The 21,413-nt window shown below is 70.8% G+C and carries 15 protein-coding genes; 9 read left to right on the forward strand and 6 right to left on the reverse strand.

The features are described 5' to 3' along the window. Window positions 1-128: 128 nt before the first annotated feature. Together ACFXKG_RS34990 and ACFXKG_RS34995 are read left to right on the forward strand one after the other, a co-directional pair. Entirely contained in the window at window positions 129-1,058 is a 930-nt protein-coding gene (locus tag ACFXKG_RS34990; RefSeq protein ID WP_384847592.1) for an ion transporter, read from the forward strand. 38 nt (window positions 1,059-1,096) lie between these two features. Further along, window positions 1,097-2,329: an MFS transporter gene (locus ACFXKG_RS34995; RefSeq protein ID WP_384847595.1), complete on the forward strand. Its 1,233-nt coding sequence runs from the start codon at window positions 1,097-1,099 to the stop codon at window positions 2,327-2,329. A 19-nt stretch (window positions 2,330-2,348) separates the two neighbouring features. Here the strand turns inward: ACFXKG_RS34995 and ACFXKG_RS35000 are convergent, their stop codons facing one another. From ACFXKG_RS35000 to ACFXKG_RS35015, 4 genes are all read right to left on the reverse strand, one after another. Continuing rightward, window positions 2,349-3,374 (reverse strand): glutathione S-transferase family protein, encoded by a 1,026-nt coding sequence (locus ACFXKG_RS35000; RefSeq protein WP_384847598.1) that lies wholly within the window; start codon window positions 3,372-3,374, stop codon window positions 2,349-2,351. Window positions 3,375-3,486: 112 nt separating this feature from the next. Further along, window positions 3,487-4,977 carry an MFS transporter gene (locus ACFXKG_RS35005; protein ID WP_384847602.1) on the reverse strand — a complete coding sequence of 497 codons (1,491 nt, stop codon included), beginning with the start codon at window positions 4,975-4,977 and terminating at the stop codon, window positions 3,487-3,489. 108 nt (window positions 4,978-5,085) lie between these two features. Further along, window positions 5,086-6,642: a M4 family metallopeptidase gene (locus ACFXKG_RS35010; protein ID WP_384847635.1), complete on the reverse strand. Its 1,557-nt coding sequence runs from the start codon at window positions 6,640-6,642 to the stop codon at window positions 5,086-5,088. A 465-nt stretch (window positions 6,643-7,107) separates the two neighbouring features. Beyond that, complete coding sequence (locus ACFXKG_RS35015) at window positions 7,108-10,065, reverse strand: glycoside hydrolase family 48 protein (RefSeq protein WP_384847638.1); 2,958 nt, start codon at window positions 10,063-10,065, stop codon at window positions 7,108-7,110. A 270-nt stretch (window positions 10,066-10,335) separates the two neighbouring features. On the opposite strand from ACFXKG_RS35015, the gene ACFXKG_RS35020 reads away from it, so the two are divergent. The 4 genes from ACFXKG_RS35020 to ACFXKG_RS35035 all read left to right on the forward strand — a co-directional run bounded on the left by ACFXKG_RS35020 (window position 10,336) and on the right by ACFXKG_RS35035 (window position 15,303). Next, on the forward strand, window positions 10,336-11,835 hold the full coding sequence (locus tag ACFXKG_RS35020; RefSeq protein ID WP_384847605.1) for a cellulose binding domain-containing protein: 1,500 nt from the start codon (window positions 10,336-10,338) through the stop codon (window positions 11,833-11,835). Next, a complete protein-coding gene (locus ACFXKG_RS35025; RefSeq protein ID WP_384847608.1) occupies window positions 11,832-13,580 on the forward strand; it encodes a glycoside hydrolase family 6 protein in 1,749 nt (582 codons plus the stop codon). The genes ACFXKG_RS35020 and ACFXKG_RS35025 overlap by 4 nt, the downstream gene beginning before the upstream one ends. 156 nt (window positions 13,581-13,736) lie before the next feature. Then, complete coding sequence (htpX, locus tag ACFXKG_RS35030; protein WP_384847611.1) at window positions 13,737-14,642, forward strand: zinc metalloprotease HtpX; 906 nt, start codon at window positions 13,737-13,739, stop codon at window positions 14,640-14,642. A gap of 70 nt (window positions 14,643-14,712) precedes the next feature. Beyond that, a complete protein-coding gene (locus ACFXKG_RS35035) occupies window positions 14,713-15,303 on the forward strand; it encodes a hypothetical protein (protein ID WP_384847614.1) in 591 nt (196 codons plus the stop codon). Window positions 15,304-15,352: 49 nt separating this feature from the next. Here the strand turns inward: ACFXKG_RS35035 and ACFXKG_RS35040 are convergent, their stop codons facing one another. Both ACFXKG_RS35040 and ACFXKG_RS35045 read right to left on the reverse strand, forming a co-directional pair. Further along, window positions 15,353-16,210, reverse strand: a complete 858-nt coding sequence (locus ACFXKG_RS35040) for an SMP-30/gluconolactonase/LRE family protein (protein ID WP_384847617.1) — start codon at window positions 16,208-16,210, stop codon at window positions 15,353-15,355. Between the two features lie 503 nt (window positions 16,211-16,713). After that, entirely contained in the window at window positions 16,714-17,709 is a 996-nt protein-coding gene (locus tag ACFXKG_RS35045) for a LacI family DNA-binding transcriptional regulator (RefSeq protein ID WP_384847641.1), read from the reverse strand. A gap of 320 nt (window positions 17,710-18,029) precedes the next feature. On the opposite strand from ACFXKG_RS35045, the gene ACFXKG_RS35050 reads away from it, so the two are divergent. The 3 genes from ACFXKG_RS35050 (at window position 18,030) to ACFXKG_RS35060 (ending at window position 21,316) form a co-directional block, all read left to right on the forward strand. Further along, on the forward strand, window positions 18,030-18,953 hold the full coding sequence (locus ACFXKG_RS35050; protein WP_384847620.1) for a carbohydrate ABC transporter permease: 924 nt from the start codon (window positions 18,030-18,032) through the stop codon (window positions 18,951-18,953). 2 nt (window positions 18,954-18,955) lie between these two features. Then, on the forward strand, window positions 18,956-19,903 hold the full coding sequence (locus ACFXKG_RS35055; protein ID WP_384847623.1) for a carbohydrate ABC transporter permease: 948 nt from the start codon (window positions 18,956-18,958) through the stop codon (window positions 19,901-19,903). 69 nt (window positions 19,904-19,972) lie between these two features. Continuing rightward, window positions 19,973-21,316: an ABC transporter substrate-binding protein gene (locus tag ACFXKG_RS35060; protein ID WP_384847626.1), complete on the forward strand. Its 1,344-nt coding sequence runs from the start codon at window positions 19,973-19,975 to the stop codon at window positions 21,314-21,316. Window positions 21,317-21,413 lie beyond the last annotated feature (97 nt).

Here is a 21,413-nt window from a genome sequence, read left to right on the forward strand (position 1 = left end):
TCCCTCCTATCCTTGTCACCTGATCTTTTCGACCCGCCCTTTCGGCCCGACCTTTTCGCCTGCCCTCTCGCCTCACCTTTCACCTGCCCTTTTTGCCTGCGCACGCGCAAGAAAACGAGTGTCCTCTGATGTACGACGGGACGAGTCGATTAGAGCCGGTGGCTCTCGCCGCGCGCAGCCGGCGCCTCGTGGAGTCCACCGCCTTCAGCAGCGCGGTGTTCTGCCTGATCGTCGGTAACGCGTGCCTGCTCGGCATCGAGACATACAGCGGCGCCGTACACCAGTGGCGCGCCGAACTGAAGCTCGCCGAGCATCTCTTCCTCGCCGCTTTCACCGCGGAGATCCTGCTGCGCGCCGCCTCCTACGCGGACCGCCCCAAGGAGTTCTTCCGCGATCCGTGGAACGTCTTCGACCTGGCGGTCGTCTCGCTGGCCCTCACGCCGTTCGCCCGGGAGAACACGACGCTCCTGCGGCTGCTCCGGCTCGCCCGGGTGCTGCGCGCGGCGCGCTTCCTGCCGCAGCTGCGCATCGTGATCGTCGCCGTGGGCAAGAGCCTGCCGGGGACCGCGAGCTTCGTGCTGGTGGGCGCGCTGCTGCTGTACGTGTACGCCATGCTCGGCTGGGTCTTCTTCGCGCGCTCCGACCCCGAGCACTACGGCTCGCTCGGCCGCGCGGCGCTCACGCTCTTCCTGCTGATCACCCTCGACGGGCTGGGCGACGCGGTACGCGGCGGTCTGGAGGTCTCCCGCTGGGCCATCGTCTACTTCGCGTCGTTCGTCCTGCTGGGGTCGTTCCTCCTGGTCAACCTGTTGATCGGCGTGGTCATCAACTCCCTTGAGGAGGCGCGCGAACTGGAGGAGGAGCACGAGCAGGCGCACGAGACCACCGTCCCGGCGGGCGGCCCCGAGCAGGCGCAGGCCGTGCTGCTCGCCCGGATCGCCGCCGCGCGCCGCGCGCTGGACGAGGTCGAGGCCCAGCTCGCGACCGCGGGCGCGCACGACCGCCCCCTCCTCCGGACGTCCCCGCCTGGCGCGTCCGTCCCGCGTGGCCCTTCATAGGGGGAAAGCGTCCGATCGGACGTTCGGGCGGAGGTCGTATGGCGGTTCGCGGACACCGACGCCTCGGATATCCGGTGGCGGCGGGGGTGTTCGCCGTCGGGATGGCGGGCACCACGCTGCCCACGCCGCTGTACGGGCTCTACCGGGAGCAACTCGGTTTCTCCGAGCTGATGGTGACCGTGGTGTTCGCCGTCTATGCCGTCGGGGTGATCGCCGTACTGCTGCTGGCCGGGGACCTCTCCGACCAGGTGGGGCGGCGGCCCGTACTCCTTCTCGCGCTGGGGCTCTCGGCGGCCAGCGCCCTGTGTTTCCTCTTCGAGGGCGGGCTGCCGCTGCTCTTCACGGGACGGCTGTTCTCCGGCTTCGCCGCCGGCCTGCTGAGCGGTACGGCCACCGCCTGTGTGCTGGAGCTGGCGCCGCCCGGGCGGGAGGCGCGGGCCGGGCTGGCCGCGACGGCGGCGAACATGGGCGGGCTCGGCTGCGGTCCGCTGCTGTCCGGGATCCTCGCCCAGTACGCGCCGTGGCCGCTGGCCCTGCCGTTCGTGACCCACCTGGCGCTGGTGGCGGTCGCGTCCGTACTGACCTGGTTCCTCCCGGAGACGGTCGCCTCCCCCCACCGGCCGCGGCTCCGCCCGCGGGGGCTCTCGCTGCCGCCGGGGATCCGGGGGGTGTTCGTGCCCTCGGCGCTCGCCGCGTTCGCCGGGTTCGCGCTGCTGGGGCTGTTCACGGCGGTCGCGCCGAGCTTCGTGGCCCAGACCCTGTCGGTGCACAACCTGGCGGTGACGGGCGCGGTCGTCTTCTCCGCCTTCCTCGCCTCAACTGCCGGACAGGCGCTGATGGGGCGGCTGGGGGCGCGCGCGGCGCTGCCCGGGGGCTGTCTGGTCCTGGTGGCCGGGCTGCTGCTGGTGGCCGGCTCGCTGGCGGCGCGGTCGCTGCCGCTGCTGGTCGTGGGCGCGCTCTGCGGCGGACTCGGCCAGGGGCTGGCGTTCCGCGCCGGGATGAGCGCGGTCAGCGCCGTGGCGCCGCCCGAACACCGGGGCGCCACGCTCTCCGCCTTCTTCGTCGTCGCCTACACGGGGATCTCCCTGCCCGTCGTCGGGGTGGGCGCGCTGACCCTGTGGCTCGGGCTCACGGGCGCGGGGCTGACGTTCTCGGCGTGCGTGGTGGTGCTCGCGGCCTGCGTCGGCCTGTACGTGCTGCGCCATCCGCCCGGGGCTCCCGGCGCCTCCGACGTCCCCGGCGGCGAGGGCACGGGGGACGCCGGGGGCTGACGCCGGGGCCGGGCGCGCCTCAGGGGCGTCCCGCCGGCGGGATCTCCTCCCCCGGCGCCACCGGGCCCGGCGGGGTGCCGTCGCCGAACGGCCGGCCGCCCAGCTCCGCGCGGTGGTGCGGCGTCAGCCAGCCGGAGAGATCGGGGCCGAGGGGCACGATGCCGGTCGGGTTGATACCGGTGTGCACCTGGTAGTAGTGGCGCTTGATGTGGTCGAAGTCGACGGTGTCGCCGAACCCGGGGGTCTGGTACAGGTCCCTGGCGTACGCCCACAGCACCGGGTCCTCGGCCAGCTTCGAGCGGTTGCACTTGAAGTGCCCGTGGTAGACGGCGTCGAAGCGCACGAGCGTGGTGAAGAGTCGGATGTCCGCCTCGGTGAGGGTGTCCCCCACCAGGTAGCGGCGGTCGGCGAGCCGTTCGGAGAGCAGCCCGAGCCGGTGGAACACGGCGCGGTAGGCGTCCTCGTACTCGCTCTGCCCGGACGCGAATCCGGCGCGATACACCCCGTTGTTGACGTCGCGGTAGACGCCCTCCATGACCTCGTCGATCTCGTCGCGCAGCGGCTCGGGGTAGAGGTCGGGCGCGCCGCTCCGGTGCAGCGCCGTCCACTCGGTGGCCAGGTCCAGGGTGATCCGCTGGAAGTCGTTGGTGACGAGCCGGCCGCTGGGCACGTCCACGACCGCGGGAACGCTGACCCCGCCCGGATAGCCGCGCTCGCGGGCGTCGTACGCCTCGGCGAGATAACGGATGCCCAGTACGGGGTCCCGGCCCTCCGGGTCGAGGGTGAAGCGCCAGCTCCGGTCGTCCTGGATGGGGTCGGCGACGGCGAGCGAGAGGGCGTCCTCCAGGCCGAGGAGGCGGCGCGAGACGAGGGCGCGGCTCGCCCAGGGGCAGGCGCGGCTGACGACGAGGCGGTAGCGGCCCGCCTCGACGGGCCAGCCGTCGGCGCCGTCGGCGGTGATCCGGTCCGCGAAGTGGCTCCTGGACCGCTTGAAGGGCTTCTTCCCGTACGCGGCGTTGCCCTCGGCCTCGGCGGGTGCGTTCATCTCTGGTTCCTTCCTGCTCGGTGGCGGACTTCTGCTCGGTGGCGGGTTCTCCTGCCCGGTGGCGGGTTCTCGTACGCGGCGGCTCGTCGCCGGCCGGTGGTGTGCCGGGCCGTCAGCGCGCCGGGGCGCCGCGCCGTCTCTCCGTACGCCGGGCCACGGCGATGTCGGCGAGGGCGACCAGCAGCGCCGCCACCACGAACCCGACCGAGACGACCAGTCCGTGGTCGAACGCCGTGGCCCAGCCGTCGGGCGTCACCTCGGCGAAGAAGACGGAGCCCACGGCGGCGATCCCGACCGCCGATCCCACCCGCTGGGCCGTCTGCAGGGTGCCCCCGGCGCTGCCCGCCATGGGCACGGGCACCTCGGCGAGGGTGAGGGTCTGGTTGGGCGAGATGACCAGTCCGCTGCCCACCCCGGCCAGCAGCAGGGGCGCCGCCATCGCCCACCCGACGTTGTGCCCCGGCACCAGGTGTACGGCGAGGGCGGTGGCCGCGAGGCCGACGGTCACCATGATCAGCCCGACGGCGACGAGTGGCCGGCCGAACCGGCCGACCAGCCGCCCGCCGAGGCCGGCCGCCGCCCCCGAGCCCAGTGCGAAGGGGGTGATGGCCAGACCCGCCTGGAGGGCGGTGTAGTGCAGTCCGCTCTGGAGGTAGAGCGTGCTGATGAAGAAGACGGTAGTGAACCCCGCGAAGTACAGCAGGATCAGCAGGCAGCCCAGCCGGAAGGAGCGGACGCGGAAGAGGGAGAGGTCCAGGACCGGCTGGGTGGCGCGTGTACCGCACCGGGACTCCCACTTCACGAAGCCGGCCAGCAGCAGCGCGGCGGCCACCAGCAGCAGCCACTTCTCGTCGCCGTGCCACTGCTGCGACTGCACGAGTGGCAGCAGCAGCGCCAGGATCCCGCCGCCGAGGAGCAGCACGCCGACGGGGTCGAGCTGACGCGGGGTGACCCGGCCGGCCGACGGGGTGTCGGGCAGCAGCCGGTGGGCCAGCACCAGACAGACGGCGCCGAGCGGCAGGTTGACGTAGAAGACCCACCTCCAGCCCTCCTCCGCGCCCGCCGCCTGGATGATGAGGCCGCCGAGCAGCGGGCCGACGGCGGTCGAGATGCCCACCACCGTGCCGAACATGCCGAAGGCCCGGCCCCGTTCCCGACCGGCGAAGAGCTGCTGGATCAGGGCGGAGATCTGCGGGGAGACCAGGCCGCCCGCGAGTCCCTGCACCAGCCGGGCGAGCACCAGCCAGAGGCTGGACTGGGCGGCTCCGCAGGCGGCGGAGGCGAGGACGAAGAGGGTCAGCCCCCACATGAAGACCGGCCGCCGCCCCCGGGCGTCCCCGAGCCGGCCCGCGGGGATCAGGAAGAGGCCGAAGGCGAGGGCGTATCCGGAGACCACCCACTGGAGGTCGGACACCGGGGTGCTGAGCCCCTCGCGGATGGAGGGCAGGGCGACGTTGACGATGGAGACGTCCAGCAGCGTCATGAACCCCGCCACCAGGCAGACCGTCAGCGCCTTCCACCGCCGCGGGTCCGGCGCGGCGGGGCGGGGCGGCCCCGGGGGATGGGCGGGAGGATCCGTGTCCTGCCCTTTATGTCCGGCCATGGACCGCACCCTACGGCGAAGGGGCACGGTCCGCGCGCAAGGAACGCGCGGACCGTGCCCCGTGGTGGCGCGCCCCGGTTCGGCGCCGGAGCACCGAGGGGCGGACCGTCAGGCGACGTTGATGGCGGTCCAGGCGGCGCCGACCGCCTTGTACTCGGCGCTGGTCGTGCCGTAGAGGGCGCCCGCCGCGCTCAGGGTCGCGGTGCGCGCCCGCGCGTAGTTGGTGGTGGACGTCATGTACGTGGTGAGCGCCTTGTACCAGATCTGGATGGCCTTGTCGCGGCCGATGCCGGTGACCGCGGCGCCGTTGTACGTGGGGCTGTTGTAGCTCACGCCGTTGATGGTCTTCGCGCCGCTGCCCTCGGACAGCAGGTAGAAGAAGTGGTTGGCCGGGCCCGAGGAGTAGTGGACGTCGAGGTTGCCCAGGGTGGACGACCAGTAGTCCTTGGAGGCGCCGTCCCTGCTGGGCTTGTCCTGGTAGCGCAGCGGGGTGCCGTCGCCGTTGATGTTGATCTTCTCGCCGATGAGGTAGTCGCCCGGGTCGGTCGTGGTGTTGGAGTAGAACTCGACCGCGGTGGCGAAGATGTCGGAGGTGGCCTCGTTGAGACCGCCGGACTCGCCGCTGTAGTTCAGGTTGGCCGTCGCGGCGGTGACGCCGTGGGTCATCTCGTGGGCGGCCACGTCGAGCGAGGTGAGCGCGTTGGCGTTGCCCGAGCCGTCCCCGTACGTCATGCAGAAGCAGGAGTCGCTCCAGAACGCGTTGACGTAGTTGTTGCCGTAGTGGACGCGCGAGTAGGAGCCGACGCCGTTGTTCTTGATGCCGTTGCGGCCGACGACGTTCTTGTAGAAGTCCCAGGTCTCCGCGGCGCCGTAGTGCGCGTCGACGCCCGCGGTCTGCCTGCCGCCGCCCCAGACGTCGTCGGCGTCGGTGAAGAGGGTGCCGGTGCCCGAGGTGCCCTGGTTCAGGTCGTACGTCTTGTGGCTGCCGCGCCCGCCGTCGGTGAGGTTGTACGTGGTGCCGCTCTTGGTGGTGCCGAGCGTGACGCTGCCGTTGTACTTGCCGGTTCCGGTGCCGGTCCGGATGGCCTCGTTCCTGAACAGCTCGGCGCCGGTGGCCGCGTCGGTGACGACGTGCAGCTCGCTCGGCGTGCCGTCGGACTGGACGCCCTTGACGACGGTCTCCCAGGCCAGCACGGGGGTGCCGGAGGCCGCCCAGATCACCTTGCGGGGCGCGTCCTCGGCCGCCGCGTCCGCGGTCTTCTCCGCCGACGCGGCCTTCAGGGCCTTCGACTTCGCGGTGGAGGCGGCCACCGCGGCGTCGGTGGAGGCCACGGCTATGCGGGCCGTGGTCGCCTTGGTGACGCTCCGCCCGTCGGCCGGGCTCTCGTGGACGACGAGGTCACCGCCGAGCACGGGCAGGCCCTGGTAGGTCCGCTCGTAGCGGGTGTGGACCGTGCCGTCGGTGTCCTTGACGACGTCCCTGACCACCAGCTTCTCGGCGGCGCCGAGGCCCAGGGTCCTCGCCTCGCTCGTGGTGTCCGCCTGCGCGGACCTGATGGCCTCGACGCGCTGCGCGGGGGTCAGCTCCAGGGCGGTGGCGCCGCTCTCCCTGGTGGGGTCGGGCTGGGCGCTGGCCGTGCCCGACTGGACCGCGACCACGACCATGGCGGCGGAGGCGACGAGCGCCGCCAGCCGGACGGCCTTGCGGGGGGTGGTGGCGCGGGGGGTGGAAGCTTCGAGTCTCACTCAGTCTCCAAGAGTGTCGGACCGCCGGTGAGCGGTCCCCTGTGGGGAAGCGACGGCCTGGGGTGAGTCCGTCGCCCGAAGGTGCTGAGAGGTGTGCGAGTGCTGCGGAGCCGGCTCGCCGCGATGATCTACGCGCGGTGAGCCGTCCAGAGAGTGCCATCCACGGGACGCGTTGCGACAGATCAGAAACCAGGATTTGACCTCGTGTTGTCAATTCTGTACGCCATAAATACATCAAACGGTCGTAATGGAACGGGATCTGGCGGGGGTTGAGGCCGCCCCCGGTGAACACGCCACCGCGCATGGCGCGGAGAGCCCCGGCGGGCGACAGCCGGGACCCTCCGCCGTCATGCGGTGGCGCTGTTCCTCACACCCTCCGTGGCGCTATTCGAAGAGGTCGGAGTACGAACCGAGGGCGAGCGCGATGTCCGCCTGTGCCCAGAAGCGGTGGTAGGTGAAGGTGGGCGCCGCGCCGCCCTTGAGGTACGCCTCGACCTTCGACCAGGCCGGGTCGCTCTCGTAGAAGGACCGGATGGACAGGAAGGTGGAGTTCGCGTCGATCCGGTCGCCGTTCGGCATGGTGCCGGTCCAGCCGCTCGGGACGTAGACCGGGTCGTCGAACCGGCTGTAGTCCGCGCGGGTCTCGGGGACCGCGATGCCGAGCGCGTCCCGGTGGTGGTCCCACATGCCGTCCAGCAGCGCCTTGGCGGTGGTCTTCGCCGCCGCGTGGCCGGACTTCGCCGCGTAGTACGAGAGGGTCTTGGCGTACGCGGCGGCCACGCCCACGTCGTTGGTGTAGTCCGCGACGGTGACGTGCAGCCCGGTGTTGGCGCCGGGGCTGGTGGCGTTCCAGGTGTCGGGCTTGCCGGACCACTGGAGGGTCGAGGGGATCAGATACGTACCGTCCGGGTTGACGGTGGTCTTGGACAGGGCCCAGGTGACCCACTTGTCCAGCACCGCCTTGGCGGCGGTATCACCCGTACGGTTGTAGTACTCGGCCACGCGCTCCATGGACCACGCCTGGAAGCCGAACCACTGGTTGGACGGCGGGTCGTGGTAAACGGGAGCCTCGTCGTAGTACATGCCGTAGAACGTCGGGGTCCCGGCCGGGGGCGTCGCGTACCGGCCCTGCCAGCTGTTGGTGGCGCCGCCCGCGATCCCGCCCTCGGAGGACTGGAGCCAGCGGTAGAACTCCACCTGGCGCTTGAGGCTGGTGGACCAGTCCTGCTGGCCGGTGGCCGACTTCGGCTTGAGATCGGCGTACGAGCTGAGCGCCCAGGCCGCCATGGGGTTCTGGTAGCCGCTGTGGCTGAAACTCGAGCCGATGCGCCAGGCCCAGCCGGCCGAGGCGTCGGTGGCCCCGCCCCAGGCGTAGTACCAGGAGAGCAGGTAGTGCGAGCTGTTCTTGCCGCTGCCCGCGGGGCAGGCGCTCTCGCCCACGCAGTCGCCGACCTTCTTGAAGTACTTGTCGTACATGGCGTAGCGGAGGTAGTCGCCCATCTTCGCGGCCTTGGCGACATTGGCCGAGACGGCGCTTCCCTTGCCCTGCTCCTTGGCCCATTCCGAGGCCCAGTAGGCGGCCTGGACGACGCGGGCGTCGGCGTCGGGGGCGTTGGTGAACTTCCACTGCTTGGCGTACGAGGCGTCCTTGGTGAAGAGGTCCAGATAGCCGTTGGTGCCGCCGTACTTGAACGCGTCGCAGGTGGGCTGGGTGACGGTCTCCCAGACCGACTCCTGCGGCCCGCGCTGGAAGGTGTTGATGTAGGAGGGGCCCTGATCGGCGGGGCCCGCCTCGCACTTGCCGGGGGCGTTGCCGTATCCGTAGACGTTGTCGACGTCCTGGATCCAGTGCATGCCGTAGATGTCGTCGGTGCCGTACGCGCTCTTCAGCTCGGCCGCGATGGGGTCGTTGCCCACCGGGATGTTGCTGTTGAGCTGTGAGGGGTACTGCGAGGGCAGATCCTGCTCGGGCGCGTAGGTGGCGGGCTTCGAGGCGTTGTAGAAGCTGTTGGTCGGCTGGTCGGCGTGGGTGGGGATCATGTACTTCTCCATGATGTCCCACGCGCCGTTGAACCTGGTCCAGTCGCCGGTGACCTTGCCGTACATCGCCTGGAGCCAGATCAGGTAGCTGTACGCCTCCGAGGTCGTCTCATGGCCCTGGTCGGGCGCCTCGACGATCAGCGTCTCGACGGAGTGGTACGGGATCCCCTCGGGCGAGAAGTAGCCGGCGGCCGGGTCGGTGATCTTGCCGTACAGCTCCAGGAACCGGGCGTCGTACGTGGTCGACGCGGCGAGCTGGGTGACGGTCACCTCCGCCTTGGCCTGTCCGGTGGCGCTCGCGGTGAAGGTGGCCGCGCCGGTGCCGGTGGCCGCGGCGGTGACGGTCACCTGCTGGGCGGTGCTCCAGTTGGCGGGGGTGAAGGTGAGGGCGGAGCCCGAGGTGACCGTCAGTCCGGTGTTGCCCGCGGTGCGGGCCACGGTGACGTTGACGTTCGCGCTCGGCTCGGTGGAGAGCTTGACGGCGAAGGTGCCCGTCTTCCCCTGCTGCACGCCGAGCTGGCCGGGCGTCGCGACGATCGAGGGGCCCGCGGTGACCCGTACCCCGACGGGGGTGGACTCGGCGGCGGCACCCTGGCCGTCGTACGCCTTGGCGTAGAGCGAGAGGTCGCCCGCCGGAACATTGGTGTAGTCGAAGGTGTACGGCGAGGTGGTGTCGGTGCCGAGCAGCGTGGTGTCGCTGTAGAACTCGACCTTGGTGATGCCCGCGCCGTCGGCCGCCGCGGCGGTGGCGGCCATCGGGATGGTGCCGCCCGCGGTGAACAGCGCGCCGGGGGCCGGGCTGGTCAGTACGGCGATGGGCGGCTGGTGCGCGCCCGTGCAGGTCACGCCGTTGACGGCGAAGACGGTGGGCGCGGCGTTGGTGCCGCTGTACGTGAAGTTGGCGCCGGCGGAGGCCGAGGCGCCGGGCGCGATGGTGCCGTTGTGCGCGGCGTTCCTGACGGTGACGTTCTTGCCGGACTGCGACCAGGTGCCGTTCCAGCCGCTGGTGAGCGTCTGGTTGCCGGCGTACCCGTAGGTGAGGGTCCAGCCGGAGACGGCCTCCGTGCCCCGGTTGGTGATCGTCAGATCGGCGGTGAAACCGGAACCCCAGTCATTCGTCTTGTAGTCGACTCCGCACTGGACCGCGGCGGCCTGTGCGGGTGTGCCGGTGACCGCGGTCAGACCGAGCGGCAGGGAGAGGGCGGCCGCGAGGGCGATGAGCACCCGACGGGGCCCGCGCGGCCCGCGGACCCTTCTGGGCGGGGTTGACGCGCCTGGTGGCGAGCCTCGTGAGCCGAGCATGCCGAGCATGGAGGGGTCCTCCTCGCGGTCCGGTGCGGGTGGGGGGAAGGGGACTCGAACCAGTGGGAGCGCTCCCAAGCGTCGAGCGGGACCGTGCACCTGTCAAGTCTTTGAACAAGACGCACGTCCGGGCGAGTTGACAGATAAAAGAATTCAACTGGGCTGTTGACTCACGCCACTTCGGCGCTAACGTCGAAGCCAACCAGTGGGAGCGCTTCCATCAGTCGTACGCCGTGTCAGGCGGCGTGCGGGCCATCGAGGAGTCGCTCCATGCGAGCACCACCGCGCCTCTGTGCACTGCTGGCCGCGACGGCCCTGGCCGTCTCGGGAACAGTCGCCACGCAGGCGGCCGCGTCGGGAACCGCGGCCGGCTGCACCGTCGAGTACCGCACCACCGGTCAGTGGGACGCCGGCTTCCAGGGCGACGTCACACTGACCAACCACGGGTCCCCGGTCGAGAGCTGGTCCCTCACCTTCGACTTCCCGGGTACGCAGAAGGTGACCCAGGGCTGGAACGGGAAGTGGTCGCAGTCGGGCAGGACCGTGACCGCGGTCAACGAGAGCTGGAACGGCGGGATCCCCACCGGCGGCTCGGTGAGCGCGGGGTTCACCGCGTCCTGGTCGGGGTCCAACCCCGCGCCCACCGCCTTCAAGGTCAACGGCGTGGCGTGCGGGGGCGACACGGGGCCCGGCGACCCGACCGATCCGACGGAACCGCCCACCGAGCCGCCCACCGACCCGCCCGCCCCGGGCGGCGCACCGCCCCAGCTCCGTGTCTCGGGGAACAAGCTGGTCGACCAGAACGGCGCGACCCGCCGCATGCTCGGCGTCAACCGCTCGGGCGGTGAGTTCATGTGCGTCCAGGGCTACGGCTTCTTCGACGGACCCGTGGACGACGCGTCGGTCCGGGCCATCGCGGACTGGAAGGTGAACACCGTACGCGTCCCGCTCAACGAGGAGTGCTGGCTCGGGCTCCCGAACGTGAACGCGGCCTACTCCGGCGCGAACTACATCGCGGCGGTCAAGGCGTACGTGGCCGGGCTGGAGGCGCACGGCATCACACCGGTGGTCGAACTCCACTGGTCCCACGGGAAGTACACCGGCGGTGACAGCCACTGTCCGGACACCGAGTACGCGACCTGCCAGAAGCCGATGCCGAACGCGCAGTACACACCGGCGTTCTGGTCGTCGGTAGCCCAGACCTTCAAGAATGACCGGGCAGTGGTCTTCGACCTCTTCAACGAGCCCTTCCCGGACCGCGCCACCACCAACCTGGACGCCGCGTGGACCTGCTGGCGCGACGGCGGGAGCTGCCCCGGGATCGACTTCCGGGTCGCCGGGATGCAGTCCCTGCTCGACGCGGTGCGGGCGACCGGAGCCCAGAACCTGGTGCTGATCCCCGGCATCGCCTACTCGAACGACATGCGTCAGTGGCTGAAGTACCGGCCGTCCGATCCGGCGGGCAACACGGCCGCCGCCTGGCACACGTACAACTTCAACACCTGCTCGAACGAGAGCTGCTGGAACGAACAGCTCGCTCCGGTACTCGCCCAAGTGCCCCTCGTGGCGGGCGAGGTCGGCGAGAACACCTGCTCGCACGGGTACATCGACCGGGTGATGGCCTGGCTGGACGGCCGGGGCGCGTCCTACCTCGGCTGGACCTGGAACACCTGGGACTGTTCCTCGGGCCCCGCTCTGATCAGCGACTACAACGGCACGCCGACCTCCTTCGGCGTGGGACTCCGTGACCATCTGAAGGGACTCTCATGAGCCGCACCATCACCCCTCCGCGCCGAGCACGGACGGCGGTGCTCGCCGCGCTGGCGCTGGTCGCCGCCGCGACCGGCACGGCGACCGTGCTGGAAGGGCCGGCCGCCGCGGCGGCGGCCGGCTGCACGGTCGACTACAAGGTCCAGAGCTCCTGGAGCGGCGGCTTCTCCGCCGCCGTCGCCGTCACCAACACCGGTGACACGGTCAGCTCCTGGAAGCTGGAGTGGAGCTTCGCGGGCAACCAGAAGGTGACCCAGGGCTGGAGCTCCACCATCACCCAGAGCGGTACGGCGGTCTCCGCCACCAACGCCTCCTGGAACGGCACACTGTCCACCGGCGCCTCGGCCTCCTTCGGCTTCAACGCCGATGTCACCGGCACGAACGCGGTCCCCACCACGTTCAAGCTCAACGGCGTCACCTGCAACGTGCCGGGCGGCGGCACCCCCACCGACCCGCCGACGACCCCGCCGACCACTCCGCCGACCGGACCGAGCGCCAGGGTCGACAACCCGTACGCGGGCGCCGGGGTGTACGTGAACCCGGAGTGGTCGCGCAAGGCGGCCGCCGAGCCGGGCGGCTCCAAGGTCTCCAACCAGCCGACCGGGGTCTGGCTGGACCGGATCGCGGCCATCAACGGCGTGAACGGCGGGATGGGGCTGCGCGCCCACCTCGACGAGGCGCTGCGGCAGGCGGCGGGCAACCCGTTCGTCATCCAGCTCGTGATCTACAACCTGCCGGGCCGTGACTGCGCCGCGCTCGCCTCCAACGGCGAGCTGGGCCCGACGGAGATCACCCGGTACCAGCGGGAGTACATCGACCCGATCGCCGCGATCCTCGCCGACACCAAGTACGCGAACCTGCGGATCGTGACGACCGTCGAGATCGACTCCCTGCCCAACCTCGTCACCAACGTCTCGCCGCGGCCCACCGTCACCCCCCAGTGCGACGTGATGAAGGCGAACGGCAACTACATCAAGGGCGTCGGTTACGCCCTGAACAAGCTGGGCGCCGTCGCCAACGTCTACAACTACGTGGACGCCGGACACCACGGCTGGATCGGCTGGGACGACAACTTCAACGCCTCGGCGCAGATCTTCAAGCAGGCCGCGACCGCCGAGGGCAGCACGGTCGACAAGGTCGCCGGGTTCATCGTCAACACCGCCAACTACGGTGCGACGAAGGAGAACAACTTCACCATCAACGACAGCGTGGCCGGCAAGTCGGTCCGTGAGTCGAAGTGGGTGGACTGGAACCGCTACGTCGACGAGCAGTCGTTCGCCCAGGCGTTCCGCCAGGAGCTGGTGGGTGTCGGCTTCCAGTCCGGCATCGGCATGCTGATCGACACCTCGCGCAACGGCTGGGGCGGCTCCGCCCGGCCCGCCGGACCCGGCGCGCAGAGCACCGTGGACACGTATGTGGACGGCGGGCGCTACGACCGCAGGATCCACCTGGGCAACTGGTGCAACCAGTCCGGAGCCGGGCTCGGCGAACGACCGAAGGCCGCTCCCGCCGCCGGGATCGACGCGTACGTCTGGATGAAGCCCCCGGGCGAGTCCGACGGTGCGAGCAAGGTCATCCCGAACGACCAGGGCAAGGGCTTCGACCGGATGTGCGACCCGACGTACACGGGCAACCCGCGCAACAACAACCACATGTCGGGGGCCCTGCCCAACGCGCCGCTCTCGGGTGACTGGTTCTCCGCGCAGTTCCAGGAGCTGCTGAAGAACGCCTACCCGGCGCTGTAGCACCCCCGCGCGACACCCGCTCGATTCCCCCCACGCGGAAGCGGACCGGCGGGCCCCTGACAGGGGTCCGCCGGTTCCGTCATCCATATGTGGCTCTTATTCCGTTTGCCTGGGAAAGGAGGAAAATAGCAGGAGAGAGAGTGAGTGGAGGCGACGATGACACGGAACCGCTACACCCCGGACCGCGGTCTGACCACACGCATGGTGACCACCATGTTCCTGATCGGCCTGCTGTACGTGGTCCTGGTCGGTGTGCTGCTGGCGGTGCTGAACCACGCCTGGCCGATCATCCTGATCTTCGCCGGCGGTCTGTTCGTCGCGCAGTTCTGGTTCAGCGACAGGATCGCGGCGTTCAGCATGGGCGCCCGTGAGGTGACGCCCGAGGAGGCGCCCGCCCTGCACGGCGCCGTCGACCGGATCTGCGCGCTGGCCGACATGCCCAAGCCCCGCGTCGCCATCGCGCAGAGCGACATGCCCAACGCCTTCGCCACCGGGCGCAACGAGCGCACCGCGCTGATCTGCGCCACGACCGGGCTGCTGCGCCGGCTGGAGCCGGAGGAGCTGGAGGGCGTCCTCGCCCATGAGATGTCGCATGTGGCGCACCGCGATGTCGCCGTGATGACCATCGCCTCGTTCCTCGGGGTGCTGGCGGGCCTGATCACCCGGATCGCGCTGTGGGGCGGGCTGTCCAAGAACGCCGGCAACGCCGGCCCCGCCGGAATCGTGCTCATGCTGATTCCGCTGGTCAGCGCGGTGGTGTATGCGATCGGCTTTCTGCTGACCCGGCTGCTCTCGCGTTACCGTGAGCTGTCGGCGGACCGGACCGCCGCGCTGCTCACCGGCCGGCCCTCCGCGCTGGCGTCCGCGCTGACCAAGGTCAGCGGCCAGATGGCGCGGATCCCGACGGAGGACCTGCGGAAGGCGGAGCCGTACAACGCGTTCTACTTCGTCCCGGCGTTCTCCTCCAAGGAGAGCCTCGGCCGGCTGCTCTCCTCGCACCCGACGCTCGAACAGCGGCTGGAGCAGCTCGCCCGCATCTCCGCCGAACTCGCCCGCCCGTGACCGGTCCCGGTACCGGTACCGGTCCCGTCCTGGTCCGCACGGGCCGCCCACCCGCGAAGGAGCTGGTCCCGTGGGCCTTCTCGACACCATTCTCGGCCGCAGCAAGCCCGTCCGCCCCCAGCTCGACCAGCTCTTCTCCCTCCCGTCCGCCGCGCTCACCCTGGAGGCGGGCGCGGGCTACGTGCCCACCGGGCTCGGCTCGGTGTGCTTCGCGGGTGTCGAGGGCGGCGGATTCGCGCGGATCCGGCAGGACGTACAGGAGCTGCTGGACGCGGACACCGCGCGGGAGCGGGACGGGGCGCCGGTCACCTTCAGCCAGGACCCGTACGGCTACACCTGGCTGCTCTCACAGCGGCCCCCCGATGACACGGCCGCCCTGGTCAACGATCTGCACGCGGTGAACACACTGCTCCAGGACGGCGGCTTCGGCCCGCAGCTGCTCTGCTCCCTGATCGGCTTCCGGGACGCGGAGCGGCGGCCTCTGGCGCTGGTCTATCTCTACAAGCGCGGCACGTTCTATCCGTTCGCCCCGCTGCCCGGCGGCGCCGAGAAGCGGGACAATCAGCGGGAACTGCAGGTCAGAGCGGTGCTCGGGGACGATCTACGGATCGAGCCCGACCTCGCGCGCTGGTTCCCCGTCTGGGGCGCGCCAGGGCTGTGAGCCGCGTCCTCCGGGCTTCTTGCGGCTCCGCCCGGCTCCTCCCGTCCGCTTATCCGGCGTACGGCAGCGGCGCGCGCCCGGCGATCCCCGGTTCGACCACGAACACGGCGCCCGCCGCCGGGTCCTCGTCGTCCGGCACGTTCTCGCGCGAGGTGGTGATGAACAGCCGCCGGTAGTCGTCGCCACCGAAGGCGCAGGCGCTGACCTGGCGGGCGTTCACCTCCACCACGGTGTCGAGCACGCCCTGGGGGGTGTAGCGGCGGACCGCGGAGCCGCCCCAGAGCGCGACCCACACGCCGCCCTCGTCGTCCACCGTGATCCCGTCGGGCGCTCCGTCGGCCGGGTCGACGCTCACCCAGGGCTCGGGGGTGGCGAACAGGCCGGTCACGGGATCGACCGTCACCCGGGCGACGCTCTGGGTGGGGGTGTCGACGTAGTAGGCGAAGTCGCCCGCCGGGGACCAGGCCAGACCGTTGGAGATGGTCACGCCGGTGTGGACGACGGAGGTCTCGCCGCCGGGCGTGAGCCGGAAGACCCGGCCGGCGCCGGGGCGGGTGTCGTACGCCATCGACCCGCAGTAGAAGTTGCCGGCCGGGTCGCAGCCGCCCTCGTTCATCCGGATGGCGGGATCGCTCCACAACTCCTCGCCGCGGGTCACCGTGCCGTCCGCCGCGATCAGCGCGAAGCCGCGCTCGACGGCCGCGACGACACCGCCGGAGCTGCGGGGCCGCCAGGCCGCGGCGACCTCGCCGAGGTGGTGGCGCTCGGGGGCCTCGCCGCCGTCGGCGCCGAAGGTGAGCAGGTCCCCGGCGAGCATGTCGACCACCCTCAACCGGCCGGTCCCGGGGTCCCATCCGGGCCCTTCCCCGTGGTAGGTGACGACTCCGGTCCACTGCTCCGCGCGCATGCCCGCCCCTCTCGCCAGGTCACCGTGGTGATCACCGCATGCTAACGGGTCGTGGCGCGGGCCCTCCGGGGATCCGGCCGGTCAGCGCGCGGCCGGTTTCCGCAGGCGCGCTCCTCGCGCGCGCCGGGGCCGCGGTGTGGACGAGCAGGCTCAGCTCCGTGTCCTGCGGGTGCGTGGCCGGGGCGCTCGCGGCGCTGCCGGCCGGGGCCGCGGCACCCGCCGCCGGGGCCATGGCGGGCAGCGTCCCGCCGCCCGACCCGGCGCCGGGCGGCCCGCAGCGCCCGTACGAGCCCGATCTTCCGGGCCCCGAGAACCTCGACTCCCTGACCGCGCGGGTCACTTCGGACGGTGCGACCCCGCGCGGCATACGGGTCGCCTTCCACCGGGTCAGCCGTACAGGGCCCTCGACGAGATCCTGCCGCCGACCGCGGTCCCACCGGGCGAGCGGGTCGGGACCAGCCGCTTCGGGGGAGCGGCCTGCCGCCCTACACGGGGGGGCCGGCTCAGGTCCCGGGACGGGGCGGCGGCGCGGTGGACCGGCGGACCACCATCCGGGTGGGGACGAGGGTGGTGCCGCGCTCCTCCTCGTGGGTGTTGATCTGGCGCAGCGCGCCCTCCACGCAGCGCCGTCCCACCTCGGCGAAGTCCTGGTGGACGGTGGTGAGCGGCGGTATGTACGAACCGGCGTCCGGGATGTCGTCGAAGCCGACCACGCTCACCTCCTCGGGCACCGCGCGGCCGGACTCCTGCAGCGCACGCAGCAGGCCGAGCGCCATCTGGTCGTTGGCCGCGAAGACCGCCGTGCACTCCGGCTCCGCGGCCAGCCGCAGCCCGGCCCGGTACCCCGACTCCGCCGACCAGTCGCCGCGCAGCGGCGGGGGCACCGGGCGCCCCGCCTCGCTCAGCGTGGCCCGCCAGGCGTCGGCCCGCCGCTGCGCGGCGAAGGACTCCTCGGGCCCGGCGAGGTGCCAGACCGTCGTATGGCCCAGCCCGAGCAGGTGGCGCACCGCCTCGCGGGCGCCGCCCGCCTGGTCGGTGTCGACGACGCTGTAGCGGTCCCCGGCGTTCGAGTCGGCGACCACCACACCGACGTTGGGGGGCAGCGTGACCGTGGCGGCGTCCAGCAGATGGACCTCCATGATCACGATGATGGCGTCCACGGCGAGCTCGCCCAGCCGCGTGAAGGCGCCCCGTACCTGGTCCTGGGTCGGCACGGCGACCGGGAGCAGCGTCGTGGCGTACCCCTGCTGCGCCGCCGAGGTGGCGATGGCGTCGAGGGTGCGTACATTGCCCGTGGTGGAGAGCGTGAACAGGATGATGCCGATGGTGCGGAACTCGCCGCTCTTCAGGGCGCGGGCCGCGCTGTTGGGGCGGTAGCCCAGCTCCTTCATCGCGGCCAGCACCTCCTGGCGCGTCGCGTCGACCACGCCCGGGTGGCCGTTGGAGACCCGGGAGACGGTCTGCGAGGAGACGCCGGCCCGCCGGGCCACGTCCGCCATGGACACCCGGCGCCGCCGGCCCCGCGGCCCCGGGCCCGCCGCGTCCTGCGGCGGTCGTTCGTCCGCTTCCACCGGCCGCCGGGCGCCGTCCACCGTCTCCTCCACTCCCACTCCCGCGCTTCCCGTCGCCGTCACCGCCGCGACCTGCTTGATTCAACTGAGACCAGCCGAAATCTTGACGCCCCGCCGGGGCCGATGCAAGCATCCCACTCATCGATGTTTACGTAAACATCAGCGCCGGCGCCCGCTTCGGGCCACGGCTCGATACGGACGTTTCCACCCGGCGGCCGGGTGCCGAGGACGACCAGCGAGGAACAGCCATGACGACGTTGTCACCGCCCTCCACAGCGGGGCGCCCCGCCCTCCCACGGGGCCCGCGACGCAGGCGGGCCCTGATCGGCTGGGGCTTCATCGGCCCGTTCATGGCGGTCTTCGCCCTCGTCTTCATCGCGCCGATCTGCTATTCGATCTATCTGAGCGTCTTCCGGACCCAACTCGTCGGCGGCACCTCGTTCGTCGGCTTCGACAACTACCAACGCGCCCTGGAAGACCCGAACTTCTGGTCCGCGCTGGGCCGGGTGACCCTCTTCCTCGCCGTCCAGGTGCCGGTCATGCTCGGGATCGCCCTGCTGGTCGCGCTGGCCATCGACAGCGGCAGGCTCTACGGGAAGAACTTCTTCCGGATCGCGATCTTCCTGCCGTACGCCGTGCCCGCCGTGGTGGCCGCGCTGATGTGGGGCTTCATGTACGGCACCCGCTTCGGCCTGGTCGGCAACATCAACGACGCCTTCGGGGTCTCGTTGCCCGACCCGCTCTCCTCCGGCCTGGTGCTCGCCTCCATCGGCAACATCGTGACCTGGGAGTTCGTCGGCTACAACATGCTGATCTTCTACTCGGCGCTGCGGGTGATCCCGCACTCGCTCTACGAGGCGGCGGAGATCGACGGCGCGGGACAGCTCAGGATCATCGGCGCGATCAAGCTGCCCGCGATCCGGGGCGCGCTGGTCATCGCCACGATCTTCTCGATCATCGGCAGCTTCCAGCTCTTCAACGAGCCGAACATCCTGCGGAACCTGGCGCCCAACACGATCACGACGGACTTCACGCCGAACTTCTACACCTACTCGCTGGCCTTCTCGGGCCAGCAGCACAACTACGCGGCCACGGTGGCGATCATCATGGGCATCTTCACCATGATCATCGCGTATGCCGTACAGCTCCGCGGCATGCGAAAGGAAGCGTGACGATGGGAGCCACCGTCCCCGCCACCGTTGCCCCCGGCGAGAAGCGCGCGCCCCGTCCCGTCACCGGGCTGCGCACCCCGCGCCCCGGACAGCGGCACAGCGTCAACCGCCCGCGCCGCAGCGTGCTGCTCACCGTGCTGACCGGTCTGGTCCTGGTCTACGCGCTGGTACCGCTCGTCTGGCTGGTCATCAACTCGACGAAGACCCAGAACGGTCTGCTCAGCTCCTCCGGACTCTGGTTCGACAGCGACTTCGCGTTCTTCCAGAACATCGCGGACACCCTCACCTACAACGACGGTGTGTTCGTCCGCTGGCTGCTGAACACACTGCTCTACGTCGTGGTGGGCGCCGGCGGCGCGACCTTCCTCGCGGTGCTCGGCGGCTACGCCCTCGCCAAGTTCGAGTTCCCCGGCAAGCGCGGTGTCTTCGCCGTGGTGATCGGCGCCGTTGCCGTCCCCGGTACGGCGCTGGCGGTCCCGACCTTCCTGATGTTCAGCAAGATGGGGCTGACCGACACTCCGTGGGCGGTGATCATCCCCTCGCTGATCTCACCGTTCGGGCTCTATCTGATGTGGGTGTTCGCCGCCGAGGCGATCCCCACCGAGCTGCTGGAGGCCGCCCGGATCGACGGCGCGAGTGAGATCCGTACGTTCTTCACGGTCAGTCTGCCGCTGCTCGCCCCCGGCATCGTCACGGTGCTGCTGTTCACCGTGGTCGCGACCTGGAACAACTACTTCCTGCCGCTGATCATGCTCAAGGACCCGGACTGGTACCCGCTCACGCTCGGACTCAACTCCTGGAACGCGCAGGCGCAGACCAACGGGGGCGAGGCCATCTTCAATCTGGTGATCACCGGTTCCCTGCTCACCATCGTGCCTCTGATCGCCGCGTTCCTGCTGCTCCAGCGGTACTGGCAGTCGGGGCTCGCCGCCGGAAGCGTCAAGGAGTGACCCGGCTTTCCAGCTTTCCAGATTCCCCAGCTTTCGGCAGTTCTCTGACAACGAAGTGAGATGACTCTGATGTTCAACACAGCGCGCCGGACCGTGCGCGGCGCAGGTCTGGCCTCCGTACTCGCCCTCGCCGTCACCCTGACGGCCTGCGGCGGGTCCTCCGACGACGGCGGCGGCGCCGACTCGGGGAACGCCGACGACGTGAAGGCGGCCCTCGAAAAGGGCGGCGACCTCACGGTCTGGACCTGGGACAGCACCATGCCCAAGGTGGCGAAGGAGTTCGAGGCCGCGCACCCCAAGGTGAAGGTGAAGGTCGTCAACGCGGGTACCTCGAAGGACGAGTACACCGCCCTCCAGAACGCGATCGCGGCGGGCAAGGGCGTCCCCGACGTGGCGCAGGTCGAGTACTTCGCGCTGAGCCAGTTCTCCCTCGCCAAGTCCGTCGCCGACCTCGCCCCGTACGGCGCGGACAAGCTCGGCGGCACCTACTCCCCCGGCCCGTGGAACGCGGTCACGTCCGGCGACAGCGTCTTCGGACTGCCGGTGGACTCCGGCCCGATGGCGCTGTACTACAACAAGAAGGTCTTCGACAAGCACAAGATCGCCGTCCCGACCACGTGGGACGAGTACGTGACGGCGGCCGAGAAGCTGCAGAAGGCCGACCCGAAGGTCTTCATCACCGCCGACACCGGCGAGTCGGGCTTCGCCACCAGCCTCATCTGGCAGGCCGGCGGCAAGCCGTACAAGGTGGACGGCACCGATGTGAGCATCGACTTCACCGACGCGGGCAGCACCACGTACGCGAAGACCTGGCAGAAGCTCATCGACGGCAAGCTGCTGGCGCCCGTCACCTCGTGGACCGACGAGTGGTTCAAGGGACTGGGCGACGGCACCATCGCCACGCTGGCCACCGGCGCCTGGATGCCCACCAACCTCAAGACGGGCGCCCCCGCGGCGTCGGGTGACTGGCGGGTGGCCCCGCTGCCGCAGTGGAAGGCGGGCGCGAAGGCCAGCGCGGAGAGCGGCGGCAGCTCCCTGGCCGTCCCCTCGGTGGGCAAGAACAAGGCGCTCGCCTACGCGTTCACCGAGTACGCCGCCGCCGGCGCGGGGGTGAAGTCCCGTATCAAGGACGGCGCGTTCCCCGCCACCACCGCCGATCTGACGTCCAAGGAGTTCCTGGACACGAAGTTCGACTACTTCGGCGGCCAGGAGATCAACAAGGTCTTCTCCCAGTCGGCCACCGAGGTCGTGCCCGACTGGACGTACCTGCCCTTCCAGGTCTACGCGAACTCGATCTTCAACGACACCGTCGGCAAGGCGTACGTCTCCGGCACACCGCTGTCCGACGGCCTCGCCGCCTGGCAGAAGCAGTCCCGTGCCTACGGCACGGAGCAGGGCTTCACCATCAAGTAACGCCGGACGTCCGGGTGGTGGGGGGGGGGGGGGGGAACCCCCCCCCCCCCCCCCCCGGGAGGCAGGACACGGGGGGTGGGACAACCGCCGCCCGGGG

It is taken from the genome of Streptomyces sp. NPDC059255, from assembly GCF_042752355.1.
Classification (GTDB): Bacteria; Actinomycetota; Actinomycetes; order Streptomycetales; family Streptomycetaceae; genus Streptomyces.

Bases quoted from the DNA above. Each gene is read 5' to 3' on its own strand.
- ACFXKG_RS35025 (WP_384847608.1), top strand. From the start codon at position 11,832: ATGAGCCGCACCATCACCCCTCCGCGCCGAGCACGGACGGCGGTGCTC.
- ACFXKG_RS35060 (WP_384847626.1), top strand. From the start codon at position 19,973: ATGTTCAACACAGCGCGCCGGACCGTGCGCGGCGCAGGTCTGGCCTCC.
- ACFXKG_RS34990 (WP_384847592.1), top strand. From the start codon at position 129: ATGTACGACGGGACGAGTCGATTAGAGCCGGTGGCTCTCGCCGCGCGC.
- ACFXKG_RS35015 (WP_384847638.1), bottom strand. From the start codon at position 10,065: ATGCTCGGCTCACGAGGCTCGCCACCAGGCGCGTCAACCCCGCCCAGA.
- ACFXKG_RS35005 (WP_384847602.1), bottom strand. From the start codon at position 4,977: ATGGCCGGACATAAAGGGCAGGACACGGATCCTCCCGCCCATCCCCCG.
- ACFXKG_RS35040 (WP_384847617.1), bottom strand. From the start codon at position 16,210: ATGCGCGCGGAGCAGTGGACCGGAGTCGTCACCTACCACGGGGAAGGG.
- htpX (WP_384847611.1), top strand. From the start codon at position 13,737: ATGACACGGAACCGCTACACCCCGGACCGCGGTCTGACCACACGCATG.
- ACFXKG_RS35000 (WP_384847598.1), bottom strand. From the start codon at position 3,374: ATGAACGCACCCGCCGAGGCCGAGGGCAACGCCGCGTACGGGAAGAAG.
- ACFXKG_RS35055 (WP_384847623.1), top strand. From the start codon at position 18,956: ATGGGAGCCACCGTCCCCGCCACCGTTGCCCCCGGCGAGAAGCGCGCG.
- ACFXKG_RS34995 (WP_384847595.1), top strand. From the start codon at position 1,097: ATGGCGGTTCGCGGACACCGACGCCTCGGATATCCGGTGGCGGCGGGG.
- ACFXKG_RS35020 (WP_384847605.1), top strand. From the start codon at position 10,336: ATGCGAGCACCACCGCGCCTCTGTGCACTGCTGGCCGCGACGGCCCTG.
- ACFXKG_RS35010 (WP_384847635.1), bottom strand. From the start codon at position 6,642: ATGGTCGTGGTCGCGGTCCAGTCGGGCACGGCCAGCGCCCAGCCCGAC.
- ACFXKG_RS35050 (WP_384847620.1), top strand. From the start codon at position 18,030: ATGACGACGTTGTCACCGCCCTCCACAGCGGGGCGCCCCGCCCTCCCA.
- ACFXKG_RS35045 (WP_384847641.1), bottom strand. From the start codon at position 17,709: ATGGCGGACGTGGCCCGGCGGGCCGGCGTCTCCTCGCAGACCGTCTCC.